Below are 22,321 nucleotides of genomic sequence, written 5' to 3' on the forward strand. Positions count from 1 at the left end.
CGCCGCCTCTGGCGGACTGACGGGGGCGGTTATGCGAGTGCTACCACGGATACGAGATCGCTGGCTGCTGAAACGCATCCCACCGGGCCCCAGCGTACGCCTCAACCAGCGTCGCATTTTCATCATGCCTACGGCGGTCGGGATGAGTTTCCTGGTCGCGCTGCTGTTGATGTTGCTTGCCGCGATTAACTACGAGAACAGTCTGGCTTACGCCCTGACGTTTTTGCTGGGTTCGGTATTTGTCGTGGCGATTCTGCATACCTGGCGCAACCTGGCGGGGCTCGAGTTGAAGGCGGCGGGCTCGGAGGCGGTTTTTCTCGGCGAGCAGGCCCGCTTGCGGGTGCGTCTGGAGAGCCGAGGTCGTCTGTACCAGGCCGTCTCGGTGGGTTGGCCTAAAAGTGGTTTGCAGTTGGTAGACGTACCGGCAGCCGGCTCCATCGAATTGGAACTGAGCCTGCCCACCGAGCGCCGTGGCTGGCTAAGACCAGGACGGTTGCGCGTTGAGAGCAGATTCCCCTTGGGCATTCTCGTGGCGTGGAGCTGGGTGGATTTGCAGCTCGCCGCACTGGTGTATCCACGCCCGGTCGCAGGCGCTGCGCCAAAGACCGGCGGACAAGCCGATGAGCGAGGTGAGGGTTCGCTGCCGCAGGGTAGCGGCATCGACGATTATCAGGGCTTGCGTCCCTGGCAGCCAGGCGATTCGAGGAAGCGTTTGAACTGGAAAGCCTACTCTCGAGGACAAGGCTTGCTGGTGAAGGATTTCACTGCGCTGTCCGGCGAGGACCCGTTACTGGATTTCGCTGCACTCGACGGTGATATCGAATCCCGATTGTCGTTGCTTTGTCACTGGGTCGTGGAGCTGTCGGCGCGCCAGCAGCCTTTCGCTCTCCGTATCGCCGACACCACCATTGATGCTGGCGCCGGCGTAGAACACCGCAACCGCAGCCTTCGGGCATTGGCGTTGTTCGGACAGCCATCTGGGGAGCCGAATTGAGCAGCGTGCAGCCCATTCCGCGCAACGGCCTGATCTGGCTGTTGGTGGCGCAGGTGCTGGTCATCCTGCCGCATCTGACTCATCTGCCGCTGTGGATCATTGGCCTCTGGCTGGGTTGCGCGATCTGGCGGGTGCAGATTTTTCGCATGCGCGCTCGATATCCGCGAGGCTGGGTGAAGGCACTGATGATGCTAGGCGCTGCGTTCGGCGTCTATTTTTCGCGCGGCGGGTTGATCGGGCTGGACGCCGGCGTGGTGTTGCTGATTGCCGCATTCATTCTCAAGCTGGTGGAAATGCGCAGTCGTCGCGATGCCTTGGTCCTGGTGTTTCTTGGCTTCTTTGCCGTGGTCACCAGCTATTTGTTCAATGACGGGCTGCTCGCCGGGCTTTACAGTCTGGCGCCAATCGTCGCGCTGCTGGCGGCGATGATAGGCCTGCAGCAGAGCCCTGCGGGCACACATCCCTGGCCAACGCTGCGACTGGCAGGCGCTTTGCTCCTGCAGGCGATTCCCTTGATGCTGGTCCTGTTTGTGCTTTTTCCACGCCTGGGACCGCTGTGGTCACTGCCGCAGCCGAAGGATCGCGGCGTGACCGGTCTGGCTGACAGCATGTCGCCAGGCGATATGGCAGAGCTGAGTCGCTCGAGTGCCCTGGCATTTCGCGCCAGTTTCGAGGGCCCGATCCCTGATAGGGATCAGCTGTACTGGCGTGCAGTCACCTTCGAGCGTTTCGATGGCCGGCGTTGGTCTCAGTCTTTTTCATCGCAGCTTCCAAGAGCCCCGGAATGGTCGCCACGGGGCGCGCCGGTTGAGTACAGCATCGTCATGCAACCCAGTGGGCGGCCGTGGTTGTATGCACTGGATGTGGCTCAGGTAAATGCAGGCGACGTGCGACTGATGAGCGATTTCCACTTGTCGCGCCCACAGCCTATTGATAAGCCGCTGCTGTACCAGGCGACGTCGTGGCCGGAGGCGCTGCGTGAACCAGATGCCGGACCAGCGATTCTCGGGCGAGCGCTGGAGCTGCCGCCGTCGGGTAATTCCCGCAGCAGGGCATGGGCGGCTGAACTGCGTCGCCGGCACCTGACACCCAAGGCAACGGTGCAAGCATTGCTCAGTCATTTTAACCAACAGCCTTACAGCTATACGTTGCGCCCTGCGCCGGTGGGCGAGGACATTGTCGACGGTTTCCTATTCGAGACCTTGAACGGATTTTGCGTGCATTACGCAGGCGCGATGACCTTTGTCCTACGCGCAGCAGGTATTCCCGCGCGGGTGGTCGCCGGCTATCAGGGCGGGGAGGTCAACCCGTCGGGCAACTATCTATCGGTGCGTCAGCTCGATGCTCATGCCTGGGTCGAATACTGGGAGGCGGGCAGCGGTTGGGTCAGTGTGGATCCGACATTTCAGGTCGCGCCGGAACGGATCGAGCGCGGGCTGGAGGAGGCGCTTGGCGCTGAGCAGGATCTGATCGAAGGCGCCGTGATGGATCTGCGGCGTTACCGCGATATTGGCTGGCTGAACGACCTGCGGTTCGGCTGGGATAGTCTCAACTATGGCTGGCAGCGCTGGGTTCTCAACTACCAGGGCGAGCGGCAACTGGAGCTATTGCAAAGCTTGTTCGGCAAAGTCGACGCCCGCAAGCTCGGTTTATTGATGGTTGCCTCGGGAGCGTTGCTGGTAGTTGTGCTGGCGCTGGTGCTGTTGAAACCCTGGCACCGGAAACAGAATGCGCAGCTGCGTCAGTTCCAGCGCTTCGAACAGTTGCTGGTGCGCCATGGCATCATTCGACGGGCAGGCGAGGGTCCTCGCGACTTCGGCCAACGCGCAGCAGAGCAACTGCCGGGTGTTGCCGCCCAAATTGGGGCATTCGCCGGATTGTACGAACGGGCCAGCTATGGGGGGCAGTCAACCGACCTGGCCGAGATGAAGGCTGCACTCGGCAGGCTGCGGCGACAGCTGCCTTGGCGTGCCAGTGGAAGCAAACAGCGGCGCGACGTCGACGGCGAGAAGCCATAGCTGCACGCGATGGCATGACATCACCAAAGGTTCGGCGATGCCTGCGCTGATGTGCGCAGCGATAAGATAAACCCCAATAACAACGAGTCGAGGTGGCAATGACCCTGTCCGAACTGCTACAAGCCGTGCGTGAAACTCCTCAAGATGTCGTCGTGCCTTCCAGCTGGGGGCAGGGCCGGGCCGGCTTCGGCGGGCTGGCCGCAGCGCTGGTATTCGAAGCCATGCAGGCGAAAGTGCCGAGTGACCGCCCGGTGCGGTCGCTGTCCATCACTTTCGTAGGGCCGCTTGCGGTTGATGTGCCCGTTAGTTTTGAAGCCGAGGTGCTGCGCGAAGGCAAAGCAGTCAGTCAGGTGCTCGGCCGCGCCATGCAGAACGGCCAAGTCGTAACCTTGGTGCAAGGCAGCTTTGGGGCAGCGCGTGTCTCTGCTGTCAGGGTGGAAGCTGAGCCGGCGCCTGAGCTGCCGCCGGTAGAGGCCTGTCAGGAATTGCCCTACATCAGCGGAGCCACACCTGAGTTCACTCGCCATCTGGTCATGCGCTGGGGTATTGGCGGTCTGCCTTTTTCAGGTAATACATCGCGGGAAATGGGCGGATGGGTTCGCCAGCGGGGCGAGGTCGATCGGGAGCCGGTCACCGTCTCGCATCTGCTGGCGCTCGTCGATGCGTGGCCGCCAGCCGTGCTGCCACATCTGAACAGTTTCGCCCCGGGCAGCTCGTTGACCTGGACCATCGAGTTCGTCCAGCCACTGCCAATACTCGATACTCACGAATGGTGCCGGTACCGTGCCGTGATCGAGCACGCTCAGGACGGTTACGGCCATTGCGCCGCCGCGTTATGGACCGGCAAGGGTGAGTTGGTTGCCTTGAGTCGGCAGACAGTAACCGTCTTCGGCTAACCGGCGCTGCCCGCTGGGTCGTTAAACCCGCAGGCAGTCCCGGCAGCTGTACAGGCTAATGCGGTTAGAGCTTGAGTTGGTGGATCGCCTTGCTGAGCTCGCCGGAAAGAGCCGCGAGTTCAGCGCTGGTGTTCGCCGATTCGACGGTTTGCTGAACGGTTTGCTCCGTAACGTCGCGAATGCCGGTGACCGAGCGGTTCAGCTCCTCGGCAACTTCGCTTTGTTGCTCGGCGGCGACGGCAATCTGCGTGTTGCTCTCGCGCATCTGTGCGACCGCCGCGGTGATGGCTTCAAGTGCTAGTCCTGCTTCACGTGCTTCGCGCACGCAGTCGTCTGCCTTGAGCGAGCTCTCTTGCATGAACTCGACCGCGTCGCGGGTCATGCCCTGCAGCCCGGCGATCATTTGCGTGATTTCGTCTGTGGACACCTGAACGCGTTTGGCCAGGCTACGCACCTCATCTGCAACCACCGCGAAGCCTCGGCCCATTTCCCCCGCACGTGCAGCTTCAATCGCTGCGTTCAATGCCAGCAGATTGGTTTGTTCGGCGATGCTGTGAATGACGCTCACCACACCGTTGATCTTCTGGCTGTCGGCGGCAAGCTGTTCGATGGTTTCGGCAGTCTGCTGTACGCCCTGCGACAGGCTGGATATCGAGCGCTCGACTCGCCGTACGACCTGCTGCCCACTGCTTGCCAGGTGGTCGGCACCCTGCGATTGGTCGCGCGTTTCCCTGGCGTGTTCGGCGATGTGGTGGACGGTGGCGGTCATCTCATTGATCGCGGTCGCAGCCTGGTCGGTTTCGCCCTGCTGGCCGAGCATGCCCTGGCGGACCTCACCCATGCTCGATGCCAGGCGAGCGGCCCCTTCATCGAGGCGGGTGGCCGCCTGGGCAACGGTGCCGACAATGCGCTGGTAACCCGCCTGCATGGCGTTGAATGCCGCAGCCATCTCGCCGACTTCATCACGGCTCGCCAACGGCACTCGCATCGCGAGATCGCCGCTGCGCTCAACATGCACCATGACGTTCTTGAGTGTATTGAGATGGCTGAGGAGGAAATGGATCAGCAGCTGTGATGCGGCCAGCAGCACCAACATCAGCACAGCAACAGCAACCGCGTAGCTGAAGAAATGTTCACCCAGCAGCTGTATCGCGCTGGGCACCCGAGCCAACACAGCCAGGGTTTCCCCGCCCGGTCTGGTCACCAATTGCGCGCCCAGTACCGGCGTGGTGTCGAACAGACGGTCATGCTCGATGGCTACCCACCCTTGGCGAGCGGTTACAGGCCGCCCGTCGATCGCAATGGCCTGACCGGCCGGAAACAGTTCAATATCGGCGTGCCTGGGAATTGCCGTGCCTTCCGGCCATGCCTGTAACAGCGCGCCGAGCTGCTGGGCGTTGTCCTGCGCGTCCTGGCTTCGCGACTGCTGTTCAAGTTGCAGGGCAAAGAGCACCAACAACAGAGTGGTCGCGAACGACACTAGGTTCAGCGCCCAGAACTTGTACTTCAGTGACAGATCGCGAATCCATAAAGCCATTGCATGCTCTTCTTATGTCGATGACCGGAACGGTTCGTCGCGCGGAGGCATCGCCGCTTTTTGCGAACCCGTTCTGTTAACGGCCAAAAAGTGTTGGGCTTGAGCCAGTTCAGTGCTCATTCATTGGCGGTATGCGAAAGAATTCCTGAGCACAATGCGTCGTGCTTAGCGCCAGCTGTTCTTCGCTGACACCGCGGTGCCCGGCCACTTCACGAAGCACTTCAGGAAGAAACGCCGGCTCGTTCTGGCCACCCTTGGGCTTGGGTCGCAGCGTGCGTGGTAGCAGGTAGGGTGCATCGCTTTCGAGCATCAAACGGGTCGCAGGAATGTCACGCACCAGTGGATGCAGGTGGGTACCGCGGCGCTCGTCACAGATCCAGCCGGTGATGCCGATGTGCAGGTCGAGATCGAGATAGGCGTAGAGGGCGCGTTTTTCGCCGGTGAAGCAGTGCACCACTGCAGCGCTGAGCTGATCACGGAACGTCCTGAGGATTTGTACCAGACGTTGATCGGCGTCGCGCTCATGAAGAAACACCGGCAGACCGGTTTCTACTGCCAATTGCAGGTGTTCTTCAAGGACTCGCTCCTGCTGCGCGCGTGGAGACAAATCCCGGTTGAAATCCAACCCGCACTCACCTACCGCGCGTACCTCGGGTTCGCCGAATAGGGCCTTGAGCTGCGCGCCGGTAGTGGAAGTCCATTGGCTCGCGTCATGAGGGTGAATGCCTGCTGTGCAGAACAGCCGATGTCCGCCTTCATCCAGCTCCCGGCAGAGCGCTAACGCCGATTCGCTTTCGTCGAGGCTGGTGCCCGTCAGGACGAGCTGGGCAACGCCCGCTGCGTGGGCACGATCTACAACCGCGCGTGGGTCTCGGGCGAAGGTCGGGTGGGTAAGGTTGACTCCGATGTCAACAAGCTGCATTAGGCGTCTCGCTTATGAGATCTAAATATATGAATCTAAATCAGTCACTTGGACATGATAATTAATGTGGTTAAAAGGGTGTTGCTGGCGATCAAGCCGAGGCTGTGACAATCTTCGCGACCTTGCGGCGGGGTAGCCGCTGTACAGCTTGTCTGATTCGAGCCGATATCCGGAAATGACCCGACTATTTTCCCTGCTGCTGTGTCTGCTCGTGCTTATGCCCTGGCCGGCCTCTGCGCGGGTGATGGGGCCGCCAGCCTGGCAAGCGGCCGATACCGTACGCGATCTTGCGGATATCCGCCGCAGCGGCGTGCTGCGGGTGCTGGTCAATCAGAGTCGCAACAGCTCTGGCGAGGTTAAAGGCGAAGCTATTGGTGTTGAGTATGTACGCCTGCGTGCGTTCGAGCAGTATCTCAATCGCGGGTCAAAAGGGCCTCCGATCACCTTTAAGATCATTCCCAAAGCCAAGGATCAGTTGCTCGGTGCGCTGCAGCGCGGGGAGGGTGATCTGGCCGCGCCTGGGGAGATCCTGGCGCAAGGCGCGATTCGCCGACTAAGCCGTAGCCGCGCCGTGATCGATCAGGTGCCGATGGTATTGGTGAGCCGGCAGGGCGGTCCTCGCTATCACAGCTTCGAGCAACTGTCGGGTCGTAGCTTGGCGTTAGCCGCTGGCAGTGCCGCAGGCTCCGCTCTCGACAAGCTCAATAGAACCTTGATGCAAGCCGGGCGAGCTCCGATTGCGGTCGAGTGGGTGGACCCCACGCTGGCAGTGGAAGACGTGCTGGAAATGGTACAAGCCGGTGTCTATCCGGCAACGGTGGTTGAGCAGCCGATTGCAGAGCGCTGGGCGAAGGTGCTGCCGAAATTGCGCATCGAGTCGACGCTGACGTTGGGCGATCCTGCTGACGTGCACTGGTTTGTGCGAAAGGATGCCGGGATGCTGCGCGCGAGCATCGACCGTTTTTTGCAGACTTACAACGCGCCGGATAACCAGGACGCGGTGTTCGTTCGCGTCTACCGCAGGCTCTATCGGGTTCAGTACCCATTGGATCGTGTCGGCAGACAGCGCCTGGAAAAGGTGCGTCCGACCTTGCAGCGGCATGCTCAGGCGCAGGATCTCGACTGGCTCAACCTGGCAGCTCTGGCATTCAAGGAGTCGACCTTAAACCCATCGGCGCGCGGAGCCTCGGGCGCCACCGGGCTGATGCAAGTAACGCCAGCGACCGCTCGCAGTATGGGGGTGCAGAACATCGGCCAGTTGGACAACAACGTGCTGGCTAGCGCGAAGTATCTGGCGAGCATCCGTAAAACCTTTTTTTCCAGCCCCAGACTGAATGAACGCGAACGCATGGCGTTTGTGCTGGCCGCCTATAATCTGGGGCCGCAGCGGGTCCAGGCTTTGCGTGCGGAGGCCCGACGTCGAGGTCTCAACCCTGATCAGTGGTTTTTCCAGGTCGAACGCGTCGCCATGTCGACCATGGGCATGGGCGTGGTCAGCTACGTCAATGCGGTAAACAAGTATTACCTGGCCTATACCCGGGAACGTTATCTGCTCGAGGGTAGCCCGCAAAGCGCCGCCAACTGAGCAGTTCAGCTGCGCTCAGCCGCAACCAATTGCTCAGCCGCTTGAAGGCGTTGACGCTCGGTTTCGTCGAAGCGTTCTGCCGTCAGACGGGTGATGGCCGCGCGTTTATCCGCTTGGCCAAGGCCCTGGCTGCGTTCAATCCGGCGTTTTTCCAGGCGGTAGGCGGTGACGCGGTCCTGCCATGCTCGACGCTTGGCGTCGAGCCGCTCCAAACGGGCTGCGGCTGCGTTGCCAACCAATTGCTGGCGTAGCTGGCGCAGTTCCGTGGAGCTGCCGCCGCTGGCTGCTAAAGCGCGGGTCTGTTCGCGCAGCTGCACTTGCATCTGTGCCGCCAACAGATCCTGCAGTTCCGCTGGCAGGCTGTTGCGCAAGTTGTCCAGTGCTGCGCCTTTGCCTGACGCATCAAGGCTTGGGTCATGATGAATTGCCAGGCGTTCCAGCATGAAGTGGTCAGCTGCTTCGTCCAGGCCAAAGAAAGTCTGATGGACCAGGTCATCGAATATTCCTGCACGTAACTGCTGCACGGCCCGCAGCCGGATGCGCATGGCGTCTATGCCTGCCTGCTGCATATGCTGCTGTTCCAGCAACAGCAGCTGCCGCTTGTAGTTCAGGTACTGGCTCAGCAGCCGGATGGCGTGGCCTGCGGCAGGTGCGGGCAGTTCGGCTTCGATATAGCGACGTAGCCGGGCGATGCTGGTTTCCAGCGGTTCCTCGCCAATCGAGGCGAGGAAGTAATCGAAGACTCGGCGTATCTCGGCATCAATGATCAGCTTCCCGGCGGCGTCGGCGCGAAGTCGGCCGTCCACCTGGGTGCCAGCAAAGGAGCCTGGCAGACGGTCAAGCGCATCCGTTCGCGGCCGCGGTGGAGCTTGGGCCGGATGTGTTTGCTGGCTGATCTGGCTCGTGCTGTTCCGAGCGGCTTCAGCGCGGCTCTGCGTCTGGGCAGGCACCGGGTCGAGTGGAGCACTGCCGTTCATCACAATGCCGATGAGAAGCCCTAACACAAACAGGACGGCGATAAATTTCATCAGAATGCCTTGTCGTCAGAAGGGTGGGGCCAGCGGGCCCCACCGGAGCCTCAGAGGCCTGCGTTTTTCAGGCGATTGGCATGCTGCCGGTACACTGTCACCGGGTCGGTTTCGAACAGGCTGGTCAGCCCAAGCACCTGGTTGACTTCGTCCAGGTGGTTCATTCGGTAGTTGTCGCGGATGACCATGCCCATGTGCGAGCTGCAGCGCCCCACAAGTCCGTCATTGGGCTCGTCAAATGCCAGCGAGCCGGCTCCCAACATGGCGTCACTCACATCCAGCGGGTTGGTCAGTGGACTGGTACCGCTCCATGAGTAGTAGCGCACGCCGTTGACCTTGTAGGCGCCTTCGCCGCACGCACTGGTCGGAATGCCCTGCGGATATTTCGCATTGAAACGGGCGGCTCCTTCACTGTTGAGTGATTCAAGTGAGCCAAGCGAGTTCTGTGGCTCGGTGCTGGGGCTTCCCGACAGGAAATGAATCAACGCACCCATTCCGTTGGTAAGCCCGGCGAGGATGGCTTCGCCTCCGGAGCCCTCTGGAATCTGTCGTATAAGGTCCGCAACGTCCGACCCTTTGTGTGGCGCGCCGACACTGGTAACCGATGCGACCAGATCGGGACGGACTGCGGCGACATAGCGCACGGTCGGTCCACCGTGGCTGTGGCCGACCAGGTTCACTTTGGCCTTACCGCTGATTGCGACGATTTCCTCGACTTGCTGAAGGAGCTCCTCTCCACGCAGCTCCGAGGTGTTGAGTTGGCTTACTTCGGTGACGTAAACCTGTGCACCGTCGCGTCGAAGTGCCTGGGGAATGCCGTACCAATAATCGATGCCAAGCATGCTGTCGAAGCCGAGCATGCCGTGTGCCAGCACAATCGGATAGCGCGTTTGGGTGTAGCCGCTGGAACCGAACAGGCCGGCCTGGACCTGGCTCGAAACAGCCATGACGGTACCGAGGCATAGAGCAAACACAGTCTTGTTGTTATTCATGAATGCACTCATCTAGGGTGACTGACATTGAGCAATCCATCGCCATTCACCGCGCCTAGCGCGTACTGCAGCGATGACTGGCGCAGCATTCGTGCCAGTTTGCCAAGCGACATGCATTAAGGCTCTAGCGCGGCGTTTCGCCTGCACCAAAATTGCCGGGGCGTGGCGGCACCAGCGAAACGTCCGTTACCAGAAGGAACATGCGCTTGGGTAGGAAGGTGATAACGCGCAAGTTAACCGAAGTTATCTGCTATATCGCTGCTTTAAGTGACTGATCGGTCCTAAATAAACCGTCTAGTCAGGGGTAATCGATAGCGGTGATGTACCAGAGCTTCGGCCCGGTAGGTGTCTGCACCTGAACCTCGGCGTCGAGCGTTCTGCCCACCAAAGCGCGCGCCAGCGGCGAATCGATGCTGATCAACCCTTGGCGCAGGTCCAGCTCATCGGGACCGACGATACGGTAGCGGGCCTGCTCTCCCTCTTCGTCCTCGACTGTCACCCAGGCGCCAAAATAGACCTTGCCGGGATCGCTGGGCCGTTCTGCAACCACTTTGAGTTTCTCCAGCCGTTTGGTCAGAAAACGTACGCGGCTGTCGATTTCACGCAGCATCTTCTTGCCGTAGGTGTACTCAGCGTTTTCCGAACGGTCGCCTTGGGCAGCTGCCTCGCTGACCGACTGGGTCACCTGAGGCCGCTTCACATGCCAGAGTTCATGCAGCTCGGCTCGCAGCCTCACCTCGCCTTCGGGGGTGATCAGAGGGGTGCCGGCAGGGCGAGGTGGGCGATAACGGCTCATGGCGTTTCCAGTTCAGCACGGGCTGGGCATTCTACAGGCAGTCCAACACGCTGCCTGTTCCAATCAATTTTCACGCAGCACATTTAGCGGGCTGGCGTTGAGTGCTCGACGCGTACCCAGCACGCCCGCCGTACCGACCAGCAGCGCGCCAATCAGGGGCAGCAAAAGCAGCCATGGGTGCGGCTGCCAGCGAAGATCGAAAACGAAGTGATAGAGCAGGGCGCTGACCAGTTCGCAACCCAATGCAGCGAGTACACCGCTGGCCGCGCCTAGTACGCCGAATTCGGTACGTCGGGCTCTGAGCAACAGTTTTCGCTCCGCCCCTAGCGCCCGGAGCAGCGCGCCTTGACGAATCCGCTCGTCCAGCGTTGCTTGAAGACCGGCAAACAGGACCGCCAGGCCTGCCGCCAGCACGAACATCAGCACATATTCGACCGCCAACGAGACTTGCGCCAGGATGCTGCGCAACTGGCTGAGCAAGGCTTCGACTTGCAATATCGTCGCAGACGGGAAGTCTCTGGCAAGCTGCACCAGTTCGCGATCCTTGCCTTGCGGCAGGTGAAAGCTGGTCATGTAGGTCGCCGGAACGTCCTGCAAGGTGTCGGGCTCGAAGATCATGTAGAAGTTAGGCTGGAAACTGTCCCAGTTGACCTCGCGTAGGCTGGTTACGCTGACATCGCGGGTGAGCCCGCCAACTGTGAAACTGAGCCGATCGCCAAGCTGCACCTGAAGACTTTCGGCCAGCTCGGCTTCCACCGACACGCCAGGCAGATCGGCTCGCGCCCCGGTCCACCATTGGCCAGCAGTCAGACGATTGTCGGAGGGCAGATCCTCGGCCCAGGTCAGGCTCAGGTCTCGACGAATCGCGCGCTCGCCCTGGCTTTCCTTGCTTACCAGCTGGCGTACCGGCTCGCCGTTGATCGCAACCAGACGACCTGGAACCACCGGGTACAGCGGAGCTGCGTGGTCGGAGAGTGCCTCGATGCGTGCGGTGAATGCGTCCCGGTCGGCGGGTAGGACGTTCAGTACGAAATGGTTGGGTGCGTCATCCGGCAACTGGTTTTGCCAGGTATCGAGCAGCTCGCCACGCAGCAACCCGATCAGTGCCATGGCGAGCAATATCAGGCCGAAAGCCAGCGACTGACCGGCCGCTGCCAGCGGGTGTCGGAGAAGCTGTCCGAGGCCTAGACGCCATGTCAGTGATGCGCCTGAAAGCGTTCGGCGCAGCCCTTTCAATGCCAGCAACAGCAATCCGCCGAGAATCACCGTGGCGAGCAGACCGCCGCCCAGCAGCGCGAGCGTAATCTTCAGATCCAGACTAAGCCGCCACATGATCAAGCCAAGGGCGGTCACGGCGGCCCCGTACACGAGCCAGGAGCTCGGTGGAATCGGCAGCATGTCGCGACGCAATACCCGCAGTGGCGGCACGCGGCCCAGTGCGGCCAGAGGGGGCAAGGCGAAACCCGCCAGCGCAACCAGGCCGGTCGCAATCCCCGCCAGCGCCGGCCACAACGTGGCAGGCGGCACTTCACTGACCACGAGTTCGCGCAGCAGGAAAAACAATCCATGTTGCGCGGCCCAGCCCAGCAGCGCGCCAGCCGTGCTAGCAACCAGGCCCAGGTAGGCGAGCTGCAGGGTATAGAGCATCAATGCTTCGCGGCGTGACAGGCCAAGACAGCGCAACAACGCACTGGCATCGAAGCGGCGAGCCGCGAAGCGTGCGGCCGATAGCGCCACTGCTACGCCTGCGAGCAGCACTGCGGCTAGGCTGGCCAGATTGAGGTAGCGTTCGGCACGCCCCAGCGCGCCACCGATTTGGCGGTTGCCGTCCTTGGCTGTCTCGATGCGCTGATGCGGTTGTAGAGCGACTTTGACGGCCTCTTGGTAAGCTGCCAGTTGCTCCGGGGTGCCTCGCCAGAGTTCGCGATAGCGCACACGACTACCGGGCTGTACCACGCCGGTCGCTTCGAGATCATCCAGATGCATCAGCACGCGTGGCGTCAAGCTGTAGAAATCGCCAACGCGATCAGGTTCGTAGGTCAGCACGCGGGTCAGCTGCAGCGGCTTGTTACCAACTTCAATCCACTCACCGATCTGGAGGTTCAGGGCGGCGAACAAGCGTGCTTCGGCCCAGGCTTGCCCGGGCTTCGGACCTGTTCCGGGCTGTTCGGGCTGATATGGCGCAGCTGCACTGCGAAGCTCACCGCGTAACGGATAGCTGTCATCAGCGGCCTTGACGCTGGTCAGCTGCAGGTTGTCGTCCGTAGCGATAACGCTGGAGAACTCAACCACCCGAGCGTGCGCAAGCTGCAATTGGTTGCCTGCTTCGATCTGTTCCGCTTCGGCGGGAGCACTGCCGCTCAATACCAGGTCGGCGCCCAGAAACTCGGTTGCGCGCAGCAGCATGGCGTCGTTCAGCCGCGCGCCAAAATAGCCAATGGCTGTGCTGGCCGCGACCGCGATCAACAGCGCAAAGAACAGTACGCGCAGCTCACCGGCACGGGCGTCGCGCAACAGCTGACGCAGCGCCAGCGTTGCCAGGCGGCTGAGGGGCACATGCTTCATTGGCTCAGCTCGTCGGCAAGTTGGCGACCGCCTTCCAGGCGAAGCAAGCGCTGGCAACGATGGGCCAGACGTTCGTCATGGGTTACCAGCACTAACGTCGTGCCGCGTTCGCGGTTGAGCTCGAACAACAGTTCGGTGATGGTCGCGCCCGTATGGCTGTCGAGGTTGCCGGTCGGCTCATCGGCGAACAGCACCGCCGGTTCCGCGGCGAAGGCGCGGGCGACGGCAACGCGCTGCTGCTCACCGCCTGACAGTTGCCTTGGGTAATGATGCAGGCGCGCGCCAAGACCGACACGATCGAGCAATTCGGTGGCTTTCGCCTCTGCGTCAGGGCGGCCGTGCAGCTCAAGCGGAAGCATGACGTTTTCCAGGGCGTTGAGGCTGTCGAGCAGCTGAAACGATTGGAAAACGAAGCCGACATGCTCGGCTCGCACACGGGCGCGCTGGTCTTCGTCCAGCGCGCCGAGCAGATGGCCAGCCAGATGCACCTCGCCTGATGTGGGAAGGTCCAGGCCCGCCAACAAACCGAGCAGCGTCGATTTGCCGGAACCTGAAGTGCCGATAATGGCAAGGCTGTCGCCCTTGTCGAGGCTCAATGACACATCGTCTAATATCGCCAGCTCGCCTTCCGCGCTGGGTACCGCTTTGCTAAGGTTCCGGGCGTAGAGAATGCTGGCGCTCATGGAGATTCCGATGCGAGTTTGGTTGAGAGGTGGGGTCCTGGTTTTGCTGTGCTGGGCTCAGGGCGCCTTGGCGGGAACGGTGTTGGTAGTCGGGGATAGTATCAGCGCCGCTTTCGGGCTGGAAACCAGCCAGGGCTGGGTACAGCTGCTCCAGCAACGCCTTGAAACAGAGAATCTTGACCATCGCGTGGTGAACGCTTCGATCAGTGGTGACACCAGCGCTGGAGGACTGGCGAGGTTGCCTGGCTTGCTGGCGGAGCACGATCCGGAAGTCGTCATTATCGAGCTTGGGGGCAATGATGGGCTTCGTGGTCAGCCACCGAAGCAACTGAACAGGAATCTGGCCGCTATGGTCGACCTGTCACTCAAGGCGGATGCCGAGGTCGTGTTGCTCGGTATACGTTTGCCGCCCAACCTGGGGCAACGTTACACGCGTGCATTTGCGGAGGCGTTCGACTCGCTTGCAGACGAGCGGAACCTGCCCTACGTGCCGTTTTTTCTTGAAGGTGTCGGTGGGGTTGAGGGCATGATGCAGGCCGATCGCATCCATCCGACAGCGGGTGCCCAGCAGCAGCTGCTGGACAACGTCTGGCCGGTGCTCGAACCCTTGCTTTGAAGCGTGCGCGCGGCTACTGTCGCGCCCCTCGAATCGGAGCCTTAGATGCCGCGCCCAGCCTGGACCCTTTTTGCCTATCGCCTCATCGTTCCAGACGAGCAGTTCGACTTGTTTGCTTGCCGGGAGAACCGGCTGCACCTGGCATTGCGGCAACTGGAGTTGAGCGGTCAGGTTGATCGCACGCTTTGTGGTGGTTTTCTGCCAGCGCGTCCGCACTGGCAAGATATCGAGCGCTCCGTACTCAAGGACCGCCGGCTCTGCCCCGCGTGTCGCGACGCGCTCGGCGCACAACGCAAGGGCCTTCCGTCTGCCGTCAGCGCCTGGTAGGTCGGCGCCTGCAGGCGGTTCGAGTACAATCGGCGAAACCCGAACACTTTCCCAAGGAAACCCTGAATGCTCTCGCGTGCGTTTGCAGTCGCCTCCAGTGTGTCATTCGCGGCTTTACTCTCGGCCGGTCAATCTATTGCTCTCGAACTACCGTTGCCTCCAGAAGGCGAGGATGTGGTTGGGCAGATTCAAGTGATCAAGGCCAAGTACGAAGACACCTTCGCTGCGCTCGGCGAAACGCATGATCTGGGCTATCTGGAACTGATTGCGGCAAATCCGGGCGTGGATCCATGGTTACCAGGCGAAGGGACCGACATCATTCTTCCGACGCGGTACATCCTGCCACCCGGGCCGCGTGAAGGCGTGGTGATCAATCTCGCGGAGTACCGCCTGTATTACTACCCGGAGGGCAAGGATGTGGTGCACACCTTTCCGCTCGGTATCGGGCGTGAAGGTTGGGGTTCCCCGGTCGGCAATACGCGAATCTCAGCCATGACCAGCAACCCAGCCTGGTATCCGCCGCAATCGATCCGCGACGAACACGCAGCCGACGGTGATCCGCTGCCGAAGGTGGTGCCGCCTGGGCCGGATAATCCGCTGGGTCCATACAAGTTGAGCTTGGCGTTGCCCGGTTATCTCATCCATGGTTCGAACAAGAAATTCGGAATCGGCATGCGCGTCAGCCATGGTTGTTTCCGTATGCTCAACCACAACGTTCTAGAGCTAGCAGGCTTGGTCAAGGTCGGAACCTCGGTGCGGATCATCGACGAGCCTTACAAATTTGGCGTGAGCCAAGGCAAGGTTTATCTGGAGGCGCACACGCCGCTTCAGGATGAAGAACAGAAGATGACGCTCATGGACAAGCATGCGGTGGTGATCAATACATTGCTCAAGCGTGACGAGTCTGCAGGGTCGCTGCAGCTGGATTGGGAAATGGTGCGTGAGATCATCGCTGGCGAAGACGGCCTGCCGATCCAGATCGCCGAGCAGGGGCAGGCTCTGGCCACTCATGAAGAGCCCGTCTTCTAATATTGCGTGTCTACAGATCGCGCCTGGAAAAACAGGCGCGCACAAAAAAGCCGACCTGACTGCAGGTCGGCTTTTTTTCGCCTGAAGCTTACTTGCGGCTGGCGCGTTCCAGCATACGCAGTGCACGCTCATTGGCTTCGTCAGCGGTCTGCTGGGCCTTCTGGGCAGCCTGCAGAGCCTCGTCGGCACGGCTGTACGCTTCGTCGGCACGCGCTTGAGCGCGGGCGGAGGCGTCTTCAGTCGCGGTCAGACGGGCTTCGCTTTCTTTGGTCATGCTGTTGCTGCAACCAGTAGCCAGAACTGCGGCGAAAGCCAGAGCAGAAAATTTCAGAACGTTGTTCATCGTGTTCCCCTTAAGGATGAAATCCATGGCAACTCCCGTTATGGAAAGTTGGCGCGCACATACTACCGATTAGTTACGCTAAGTAAACTGAGCCAAGCAGCTGCTACCACATTTTTTCTGCATGCTCATTCTTTGAACGGCATCCGCTGGCAGAACTGACTGAAAAACAACCAGAGCCAGCCGCGGCACTCGTTACATGGACCGACGCAAACGCCGAAAAGTTGCAGTGTTTATCTGAGTCGACTGTTTGACTGCAGCCCATTCGGTCCATTGTGGTGCGCTGATGATTTAAGCAATTGAAGCCGGGTCTTGCGTAGCGGTAGCATGCGTCGTCCAGCTAACAATAAAGATGGATAGTGCGTGAGAGAGCTGCACGCAACTTCCAAACAATCAGGGCAGGTCTAGCCTGCAGAGGAGGCGAGATGACCGAACAGCTGAACATCCATCATGATCGAACAAGTCACCAGTTCGAGACCGTTGTGGATGGCCATCGCGCTTATCTGGCCTATGTCGATCTGGGCAAACAGACCCTGGATATCTACCGGACCTTCGTGCCCGATGCGCTTCGCGGTCGAGGTATTGCTGCGGTGCTGGCCCAGCATGCGCTGGCGTACGCCGAGCGCGAGGGCTATACAGTTATCCCATCCTGTTCGTATGTAGAGTGGTACATCGAACGACAGGGTGCTACGGACGATCATGAGCAGGAATAAAAAAAACGCCGGCAAGCGGCGTTTTTTTTGATTCTGACAGCGTCAGCTGCGGGCGCGCTTGGGTAAGACGTCCTTCAGCTTGATGTGCATGCCGAGAATGGTTTTCTCGGTGGCTTCCCAATCGATGCAGGCATCGGTGATCGAGACGCCATATTCCAGATCGTTGAGATCTTTGGGGATAGGCTGGTTGCCCCAACCCAGATGACTTTCCACCATCAGCCCGATGATCGAATTGTTGCCCTCGAGGATCTGGTTGGCCACGTTGTCCATCACCAGTGGCTGCAAGGCAGGGTCCTTGTTTGAGTTGGCGTGGCTGCAATCCACCATGATGTTCGGTTTGATTCCGGCCTTGCTCAGTTCCTGCTCACATACTGCAACGCTGACCGAGTCATAGTTCGGCTTGCCATTGCCGCCACGCAACACCACGTGACCATAGGCGTTGCCCTTGGTAGTGACGATAGACACTCCGCCCGATTGGTTGATGCCCAGGAAGCGGTGCGGGCTGGAAACGGATTGCAGGGCATTGATCGCAACGGTCAGGCTGCCATCGGTACCATTCTTGAAACCCACGGAAGACGACAGGCCTGACGCCATTTCTCGGTGTGTCTGGGATTCGGTGGTGCGTGCACCGATGGCCGACCAGCTGATCAGGTCCTGCAGGTACTGCGGGGAGATCGGGTCCAGGGCTTCGGTCGCGGTCGGCAGGCCCATCTCCGCAAGATCGAGCAACAACTGGCGGCCAATATGCAGGCCATCCTGAATCTTGAACGAGTCATCCATGTAGGGATCGTTGATCAGGCCTTTCCAGCCGACCGTGGTGCGAGGCTTTTCGAAATACACCCGCATGACCAGAAACAGGCTCTCGGAGACCTTGTCGGCCAGCACTTTGAGGCGTTCGGCATATTCATGCGCGGCCTTCAGGTCATGAATTGAGCAGGGCCCTATCACGACGAATAGGCGATGATCCTTGCCGTCGAGAATGTTGCGTATCACTTGGCGCCCTTCAGAGACGGTCGCCAGCGCGGCAGCAGTTAGCGGTATTTCACGCTTCAACTGATCAGGGGTGATCAGTGTCTCGTTGGAGGAGACGTTAAGGTCGTCGATCGGTAAATCAGCCATCGTGTTCTCGTCAAGGTCACAGATGCCGTCCGCCAGCCAAGCCCGGTGCGGCGGAGCAGAGCTTGAGGGCGCAGCGGGGAGCGGAACCTTATCGCGTATTGCGTTGCCTCGACAATCATCTTGAAGTCGGACTGCTGCACGAAGATCGCTGCTGTCTGTCGCACCAAGTCGTTACATAGCCGCTGGGCCCTGCCTTGGGACGCTGATAAGGTGGTCATTTTTTACGCCAAGTGTGGCGTCTCACTGATCTGTCGTAGGAGCCCTTGCATGACTGCCCCCAAATCTCGAATCGGAATCATCGGTACTGGTGCCATCGGTGGCTTTTACGGCGTGATGCTTGCCCGGGCTGGCTACGATGTGCATTTTCTTCTGCGCAGTGAATACGAGACGGTCCTGCACAATGGGTTGCAGATAAACAGCGCAGTGCATGGCTCAGTGCACCTCGATTCGGTACAGGCTTATCGGACTGCCGCGCAGATGCCCAAATGCGACTGGCTGCTGATCGGAGCGAAAAGCACCAGTAATTCGGAGCTGGCTCCGCTGATTGCCGAGGCTGCAGCGAACAATGCCAAGGTGGTGGTGTTGCAGAACGGTTTAGGAGTCGAGGAGAGCCTGCGCCAAGCGCTTTCAGATGATGTCCATCTGTTGGGTGGCCTCTGTTTCATCTGCGCGCATCGCTCGGCGCTAGGTGTCGTCGAGCATCAGGCGCTTGGCGGTGTGAACCTCGGTTATCACTCTGGCCCGGCAGGTGAAGCTGATCAGCAGAGGCTGGTCAACGACGGCGTTGCCATGTTCCGCGCGGCGGGTGTCGATTCCAATCCGGCGGTGAACCTCGCGCAGGCACGCTGGCAGAAGCTGGTGTGGAACCTTCCCTATAACGGGCTTTCCGTTCTGCTCGACGCCGGTACCGCTCCGTTGATGGCAAACCCTGACAGCCGAGCACTGGTCCGATCGATCATGTTGGAAGCTTGCGGAGCGGCCGCTGCCTGTGGCCAACCGCTACCCGACGCGGTGGTGGATCGAATGATGATGTTCACCGATAACATACCCAACTATCTGCCGAGCATGTACCACGACCATGCACAGGGACGTCCGATGGAGCTCGAAGCGATCTATGCCGCTCCGCTGGCCGCTGCAGCAGAGGCTGGGTTCGTGATGCCGAAAACCGAGGCGCTGTATCAGGCTCTACGTTTTTTGTCAGCGCACGCGCACTGACGATCTATCCAAGCCACCCGCCGACGCAGGCCACCGGGCGGTTTTCGGTGCGGTAGTGGTTTGCTTCCAGGCTGCTAAGCTCAGTTAGGCCCAGCAAATCTCATGCTTGCTGGCCTCGCGCAGGGTGCGATTGGGTTGGCGGCCCGGCAAGAATGCAAGGGTTAGACTCATCGCTCTGGCATGGCGAAGCCAGTGATGGTCTACGGCGTTTCATACGGAACTGGTCTAGACTTTCGAAGTTTGGTGCAGAAAAGTTATAAAAATGGGTGGCGTCCGCGCGCCATTGGCCTTTGAGGGATCTCTATGAAGCTTCAGCAACTGCGTTACATCTGGGAGGTGGCGCACCATGACCTCAATGTCTCGGCAACGGCGCAAAGCCTGTTCACCTCACAGCCCGGTATCAGTAAGCAGATCCGGCTGTTGGAAGACGAACTGGGCGTAGAGGTTTTCGCGCGTAGCGGTAAGCACCTGACCCGAGTCACGCCCGCTGGCGAGCGAATCATCACGACCGCTGGAGAAATTCTGCGCAAATGCGAAAGCATCAAACAGATTGCGCAGGAGTTCTCCAATGAAAAACGCGGCACGCTCAGCATCGCCACAACCCACACGCAAGCCCGCTACGCTCTGCCGCCGGTGATCAGCGCATTTATCAAGCAATACCCGGATGTCGCGCTGCACATGCATCAAGGCACGCCGATGCAGATTGCCGAGATGGCGGCTGACGGAACCGTCGATTTCGCCATTGCGACCGAAGGACTGGAGCTGTTCGGCGACTTGGTGATGATGCCGTGCTATCGCTGGAACCGTTGCGTTGTTGTACCTCAGGGGCATCCGTTGGCGAAGCTGCAGAAGCTCACGCTGGAAGCCTTGGCTGAGCATCCGATCGTGACCTATGTGTTCGGTTTTACCGGACGATCCAAACTGGACGAGGCGTTCAGCCACAGGGGGCTGTCACCCAAAGTGGTGTTTACCGCTGCCGACGCCGACGTCATCAAGACCTATGTACGCCTGGGGCTGGGTGTCGGAATCATCGCGCGCATGGCCGTCGACGCGAAGCTCGACCCGGATCTGGTCGTCCTCGACGCCAGCGAGCTGTTCGAGCCCAGCGTGACCAAGATCGGTTTCCGTCGTGGCACGTTTCTGCGCGGCTTCATGTGCGATTTCATCGAAACTTTTGCCCCGCATCTTGATCGCGAAATGCTCGAGAAAGCCGTGCAATGCAAAAACAAAGTGGAGCTGGATGAATTGTTCATGGATGTCGACCTGCCGACCTTTTAGTTCGAGCGTCATCCAATTCAGTAAACCGACAGTCGTACGTCTGGCTCGGCAAGGGGCCCGTTTCAAGCCCCTTGATAGAGAGAGCCGGCGTAAATCGCTAGTTTTTAGCGATCAGGTTTCCAGCGTGTAGGCCGCATTCCTTCTGGGTCGACTCTTCCCACCACCAGCGTCCCTCACGCTCGTGCTGATTGGGCAGCACCGGACGTGTGCACGGCTCGCAACCAATGCTGATAAATCCGCGCTCATGCAGGCTGTTATATGGCAGCTCGAGCATGCGGATGTAGCCCCAGACCTCTTCGCTGGACATCTGCGCCAGCGGATTGAACTTGTACAGGCTGTGGCTGGGTGTGGAAAACGCGCTGTCAATCTCGAGTACCGCAACCTGGCTGCGTGTCCCCGGGCTCTGATCGCGGCGCTGGCCCGTTGCCCACGCGCGGACAGTTGACAGCTTGCGGCGCAGCGGTTCGATCTTGCGAATGCCGCAGCATTCGCCATGGCCGTCGCGGTAGAAGCTGAACAGCCCTTTTTCGTTAACCATCGGCTGCAACAGTGCTGGGTCCGGCGTCATGATCTCGATGGGAATGCCGTAGTGCTCGCGGACCTGCTCGATAAACCGATAGGTCTCGCTGTGCAGTCGTCCGGTATCGAGGCTGAACACTTTCACGTTCTTGTTCAACTTCCAGGCCATGTCGACCAATACGACGTCCTCGGCCCCGCTGAACGAGATCCACAGATCGTCCCCGAAAAGGTCGAAGGCCAGCTTGAGTATGTCCTGCGGGGATTTGCCGGCATAGGAGGCTGCCAGCTCGGCTACATCAATAGGTTGACTCATCAGGCGGCTTCCTTGGTTGGCGCTTGGCGCTCTGCTGCGCGATGTTAACAAAGAGTCTTTATTACCCTAAATAACGTTTACAGATGACCGCCCGTTCTTTGTGGCATAAGCAGCGCGTTGCTTCGCCGGGATCTTGCCGTTAGAGTGCCGCTTCAATTTTTCTGCTGTAAGGAGCGCGTCCGTGGAAATAGCCTGTCTCGACCTGGAAGGTGTACTGGTTCCGGAAATCTGGATCGCGTTCGCCGAGGCAACCGGAATCGAATCGCTGCGGGCAACCACACGCGACATCCCTGATTACGACGTCCTGATGAAGCAGCGGCTGCGTATTCTGGATGAGCACAACCTGACGCTGTCGGACATCCAGAAGGTCATTGCCACACTAAAGCCGCTGGATGGGGCCATTGAGTTTGTGGACTGGCTGCGTGAGCGTTTCCAGGTGGTCATCCTTTCGGACACTTTCTACGAGTTTTCGCAGCCGCTGATGCGTCAGCTAGGTTTTCCGACGTTGCTCTGCCATCGCTTGATCACTGACGAATCGGATCGCGTCGTGGATTACCAGCTTCGTCAGAAGGACCCCAAGCGCCAGTCGGTCATTGCGCTGAAGAGCCTCTACTACCGCATCATCGCAGCAGGCGATTCGTACAACGACACCACCATGCTCTCCGAGGCGCACGCTGGCATCCTCTTCCACGCACCGTACAACGTAATCCGTGAGTTCCCGCAGTTTCCGGCGGTGCATACCTTCGACGCGCTCAAGCAGGAATTCATCAAGGCATCCAACCGCAAGCTGACGTTGTAAACGACCAGGCTCCACGGTATCTGCTCAAGTGCCGTGG

The 22,321-nt window shown here is 60.0% G+C and carries 21 protein-coding genes; 11 read left to right on the plus strand and 10 right to left on the minus strand.

The annotated features are described in order from the left end of the window. The first annotated feature begins 31 nt into the window (after nucleotides 1-31). The 3 genes from BUE09_RS04580 to BUE09_RS04590 all read left to right on the plus strand — a co-directional run bounded on the left by BUE09_RS04580 (nucleotide 32) and on the right by BUE09_RS04590 (nucleotide 3,908). Complete coding sequence (locus tag BUE09_RS04580) at nucleotides 32-994, plus strand: DUF58 domain-containing protein (RefSeq protein WP_073299535.1); 963 nt, start codon at nucleotides 32-34, stop codon at nucleotides 992-994. Then, nucleotides 991-3,012 (plus strand): transglutaminase TgpA family protein, encoded by a 2,022-nt coding sequence (locus BUE09_RS04585; RefSeq protein ID WP_073299536.1) that lies wholly within the window; start codon nucleotides 991-993, stop codon nucleotides 3,010-3,012. The genes BUE09_RS04580 and BUE09_RS04585 overlap by 4 nt, the downstream gene beginning before the upstream one ends. 98 nt (nucleotides 3,013-3,110) lie before the next feature. After that, nucleotides 3,111-3,908, plus strand: a complete 798-nt coding sequence (locus BUE09_RS04590; RefSeq protein WP_073299537.1) for an acyl-CoA thioesterase — start codon at nucleotides 3,111-3,113, stop codon at nucleotides 3,906-3,908. Nucleotides 3,909-3,972: 64 nt separating this feature from the next. On the opposite strand, the gene BUE09_RS04595 is transcribed toward BUE09_RS04590, so the two are convergent. Beyond that, nucleotides 3,973-5,445 (minus strand): methyl-accepting chemotaxis protein, encoded by a 1,473-nt coding sequence (locus BUE09_RS04595; RefSeq protein ID WP_073299538.1) that lies wholly within the window; start codon nucleotides 5,443-5,445, stop codon nucleotides 3,973-3,975. Between the two features lie 109 nt (nucleotides 5,446-5,554). Beyond that, nucleotides 5,555-6,367, minus strand: a complete 813-nt coding sequence (locus BUE09_RS04600) for a TatD family hydrolase (protein ID WP_073299539.1) — start codon at nucleotides 6,365-6,367, stop codon at nucleotides 5,555-5,557. Between the two features lie 175 nt (nucleotides 6,368-6,542). On the opposite strand from BUE09_RS04600, the gene BUE09_RS04605 reads away from it, so the two are divergent. Beyond that, nucleotides 6,543-7,952, plus strand: coding sequence for an MltF family protein (locus BUE09_RS04605; protein WP_073299540.1), 1,410 nt, complete (start codon nucleotides 6,543-6,545; stop codon nucleotides 7,950-7,952). Between the two features lie 5 nt (nucleotides 7,953-7,957). Here BUE09_RS04605 and BUE09_RS04610 read toward each other — a convergent pair whose 3' ends face one another. From BUE09_RS04610 to BUE09_RS04630, 5 genes are all read right to left on the minus strand, one after another. Further along, nucleotides 7,958-8,980: a lipase secretion chaperone gene (locus BUE09_RS04610; protein WP_073299541.1), complete on the minus strand. Its 1,023-nt coding sequence runs from the start codon at nucleotides 8,978-8,980 to the stop codon at nucleotides 7,958-7,960. Between the two features lie 50 nt (nucleotides 8,981-9,030). Further along, nucleotides 9,031-9,927: a triacylglycerol lipase gene (locus tag BUE09_RS04615; RefSeq protein ID WP_231975602.1), complete on the minus strand. Its 897-nt coding sequence runs from the start codon at nucleotides 9,925-9,927 to the stop codon at nucleotides 9,031-9,033. 343 nt (nucleotides 9,928-10,270) lie between these two features. Then, nucleotides 10,271-10,768 carry a transcription elongation factor GreB gene (gene greB, locus BUE09_RS04620; RefSeq protein WP_073299543.1) on the minus strand — a complete coding sequence of 166 codons (498 nt, stop codon included), beginning with the start codon at nucleotides 10,766-10,768 and terminating at the stop codon, nucleotides 10,271-10,273. Nucleotides 10,769-10,831: 63 nt separating this feature from the next. Next, nucleotides 10,832-13,333, minus strand: coding sequence for an ABC transporter permease (locus tag BUE09_RS04625; protein ID WP_073299544.1), 2,502 nt, complete (start codon nucleotides 13,331-13,333; stop codon nucleotides 10,832-10,834). Next, complete coding sequence (locus BUE09_RS04630) at nucleotides 13,330-14,016, minus strand: ABC transporter ATP-binding protein (RefSeq protein WP_073299545.1); 687 nt, start codon at nucleotides 14,014-14,016, stop codon at nucleotides 13,330-13,332. Before BUE09_RS04630 ends, BUE09_RS04625 begins: the two co-directional genes overlap by 4 nt. A gap of 10 nt (nucleotides 14,017-14,026) precedes the next feature. Here BUE09_RS04630 and BUE09_RS04635 point away from each other — a divergent pair, with 10 nt between their 5' ends. The 3 genes from BUE09_RS04635 to BUE09_RS04645 all read left to right on the plus strand — a co-directional run bounded on the left by BUE09_RS04635 (nucleotide 14,027) and on the right by BUE09_RS04645 (nucleotide 15,988). Beyond that, on the plus strand, nucleotides 14,027-14,632 hold the full coding sequence (locus tag BUE09_RS04635; RefSeq protein ID WP_073300263.1) for an arylesterase: 606 nt from the start codon (nucleotides 14,027-14,029) through the stop codon (nucleotides 14,630-14,632). 45 nt (nucleotides 14,633-14,677) lie between these two features. Then, entirely contained in the window at nucleotides 14,678-14,959 is a 282-nt protein-coding gene (locus BUE09_RS04640) for a hypothetical protein (protein WP_073299546.1), read from the plus strand. A 66-nt stretch (nucleotides 14,960-15,025) separates the two neighbouring features. Next, nucleotides 15,026-15,988: a L,D-transpeptidase family protein gene (locus BUE09_RS04645; RefSeq protein WP_073299547.1), complete on the plus strand. Its 963-nt coding sequence runs from the start codon at nucleotides 15,026-15,028 to the stop codon at nucleotides 15,986-15,988. A gap of 88 nt (nucleotides 15,989-16,076) precedes the next feature. Here BUE09_RS04645 and BUE09_RS04650 read toward each other — a convergent pair whose 3' ends face one another. Beyond that, nucleotides 16,077-16,331: an Lpp/OprI family alanine-zipper lipoprotein gene (locus BUE09_RS04650; RefSeq protein WP_029404583.1), complete on the minus strand. Its 255-nt coding sequence runs from the start codon at nucleotides 16,329-16,331 to the stop codon at nucleotides 16,077-16,079. A 422-nt stretch (nucleotides 16,332-16,753) separates the two neighbouring features. On the opposite strand from BUE09_RS04650, the gene BUE09_RS04655 reads away from it, so the two are divergent. Continuing rightward, the gene (locus BUE09_RS04655; protein ID WP_073299548.1) at nucleotides 16,754-17,041 is read left to right on the plus strand and encodes a GNAT family N-acetyltransferase; all 288 of its coding nucleotides are present in this window, start codon (nucleotides 16,754-16,756) and stop codon (nucleotides 17,039-17,041) included. A gap of 42 nt (nucleotides 17,042-17,083) precedes the next feature. On the opposite strand, the gene BUE09_RS04660 is transcribed toward BUE09_RS04655, so the two are convergent. Further along, nucleotides 17,084-18,160, minus strand: coding sequence for a 3-deoxy-7-phosphoheptulonate synthase (locus BUE09_RS04660; RefSeq protein ID WP_073299549.1), 1,077 nt, complete (start codon nucleotides 18,158-18,160; stop codon nucleotides 17,084-17,086). A 267-nt stretch (nucleotides 18,161-18,427) separates the two neighbouring features. Here BUE09_RS04660 and BUE09_RS04665 point away from each other — a divergent pair, with 267 nt between their 5' ends. Continuing rightward, nucleotides 18,428-19,375, plus strand: coding sequence for a putative 2-dehydropantoate 2-reductase (locus BUE09_RS04665; protein ID WP_073299550.1), 948 nt, complete (start codon nucleotides 18,428-18,430; stop codon nucleotides 19,373-19,375). Between the two features lie 303 nt (nucleotides 19,376-19,678). Continuing rightward, entirely contained in the window at nucleotides 19,679-20,653 is a 975-nt protein-coding gene (gene cysB / locus BUE09_RS04670) for an HTH-type transcriptional regulator CysB (RefSeq protein ID WP_073299551.1), read from the plus strand. Between the two features lie 97 nt (nucleotides 20,654-20,750). Here cysB and BUE09_RS04675 read toward each other — a convergent pair whose 3' ends face one another. Beyond that, nucleotides 20,751-21,485, minus strand: coding sequence for a phosphoadenylyl-sulfate reductase (locus tag BUE09_RS04675; protein ID WP_073299552.1), 735 nt, complete (start codon nucleotides 21,483-21,485; stop codon nucleotides 20,751-20,753). Nucleotides 21,486-21,666: 181 nt separating this feature from the next. Between BUE09_RS04675 and thrH the strand changes: the two genes are divergently transcribed. Continuing rightward, nucleotides 21,667-22,284 (plus strand): bifunctional phosphoserine phosphatase/homoserine phosphotransferase ThrH, encoded by a 618-nt coding sequence (thrH, locus tag BUE09_RS04680; RefSeq protein ID WP_073299553.1) that lies wholly within the window; start codon nucleotides 21,667-21,669, stop codon nucleotides 22,282-22,284. Nucleotides 22,285-22,321 lie beyond the last annotated feature (37 nt).

The organism is Stutzerimonas xanthomarina DSM 18231, from assembly GCF_900129835.1.
Classification (GTDB): domain Bacteria; phylum Pseudomonadota; class Gammaproteobacteria; order Pseudomonadales; family Pseudomonadaceae; genus Stutzerimonas; species Stutzerimonas xanthomarina.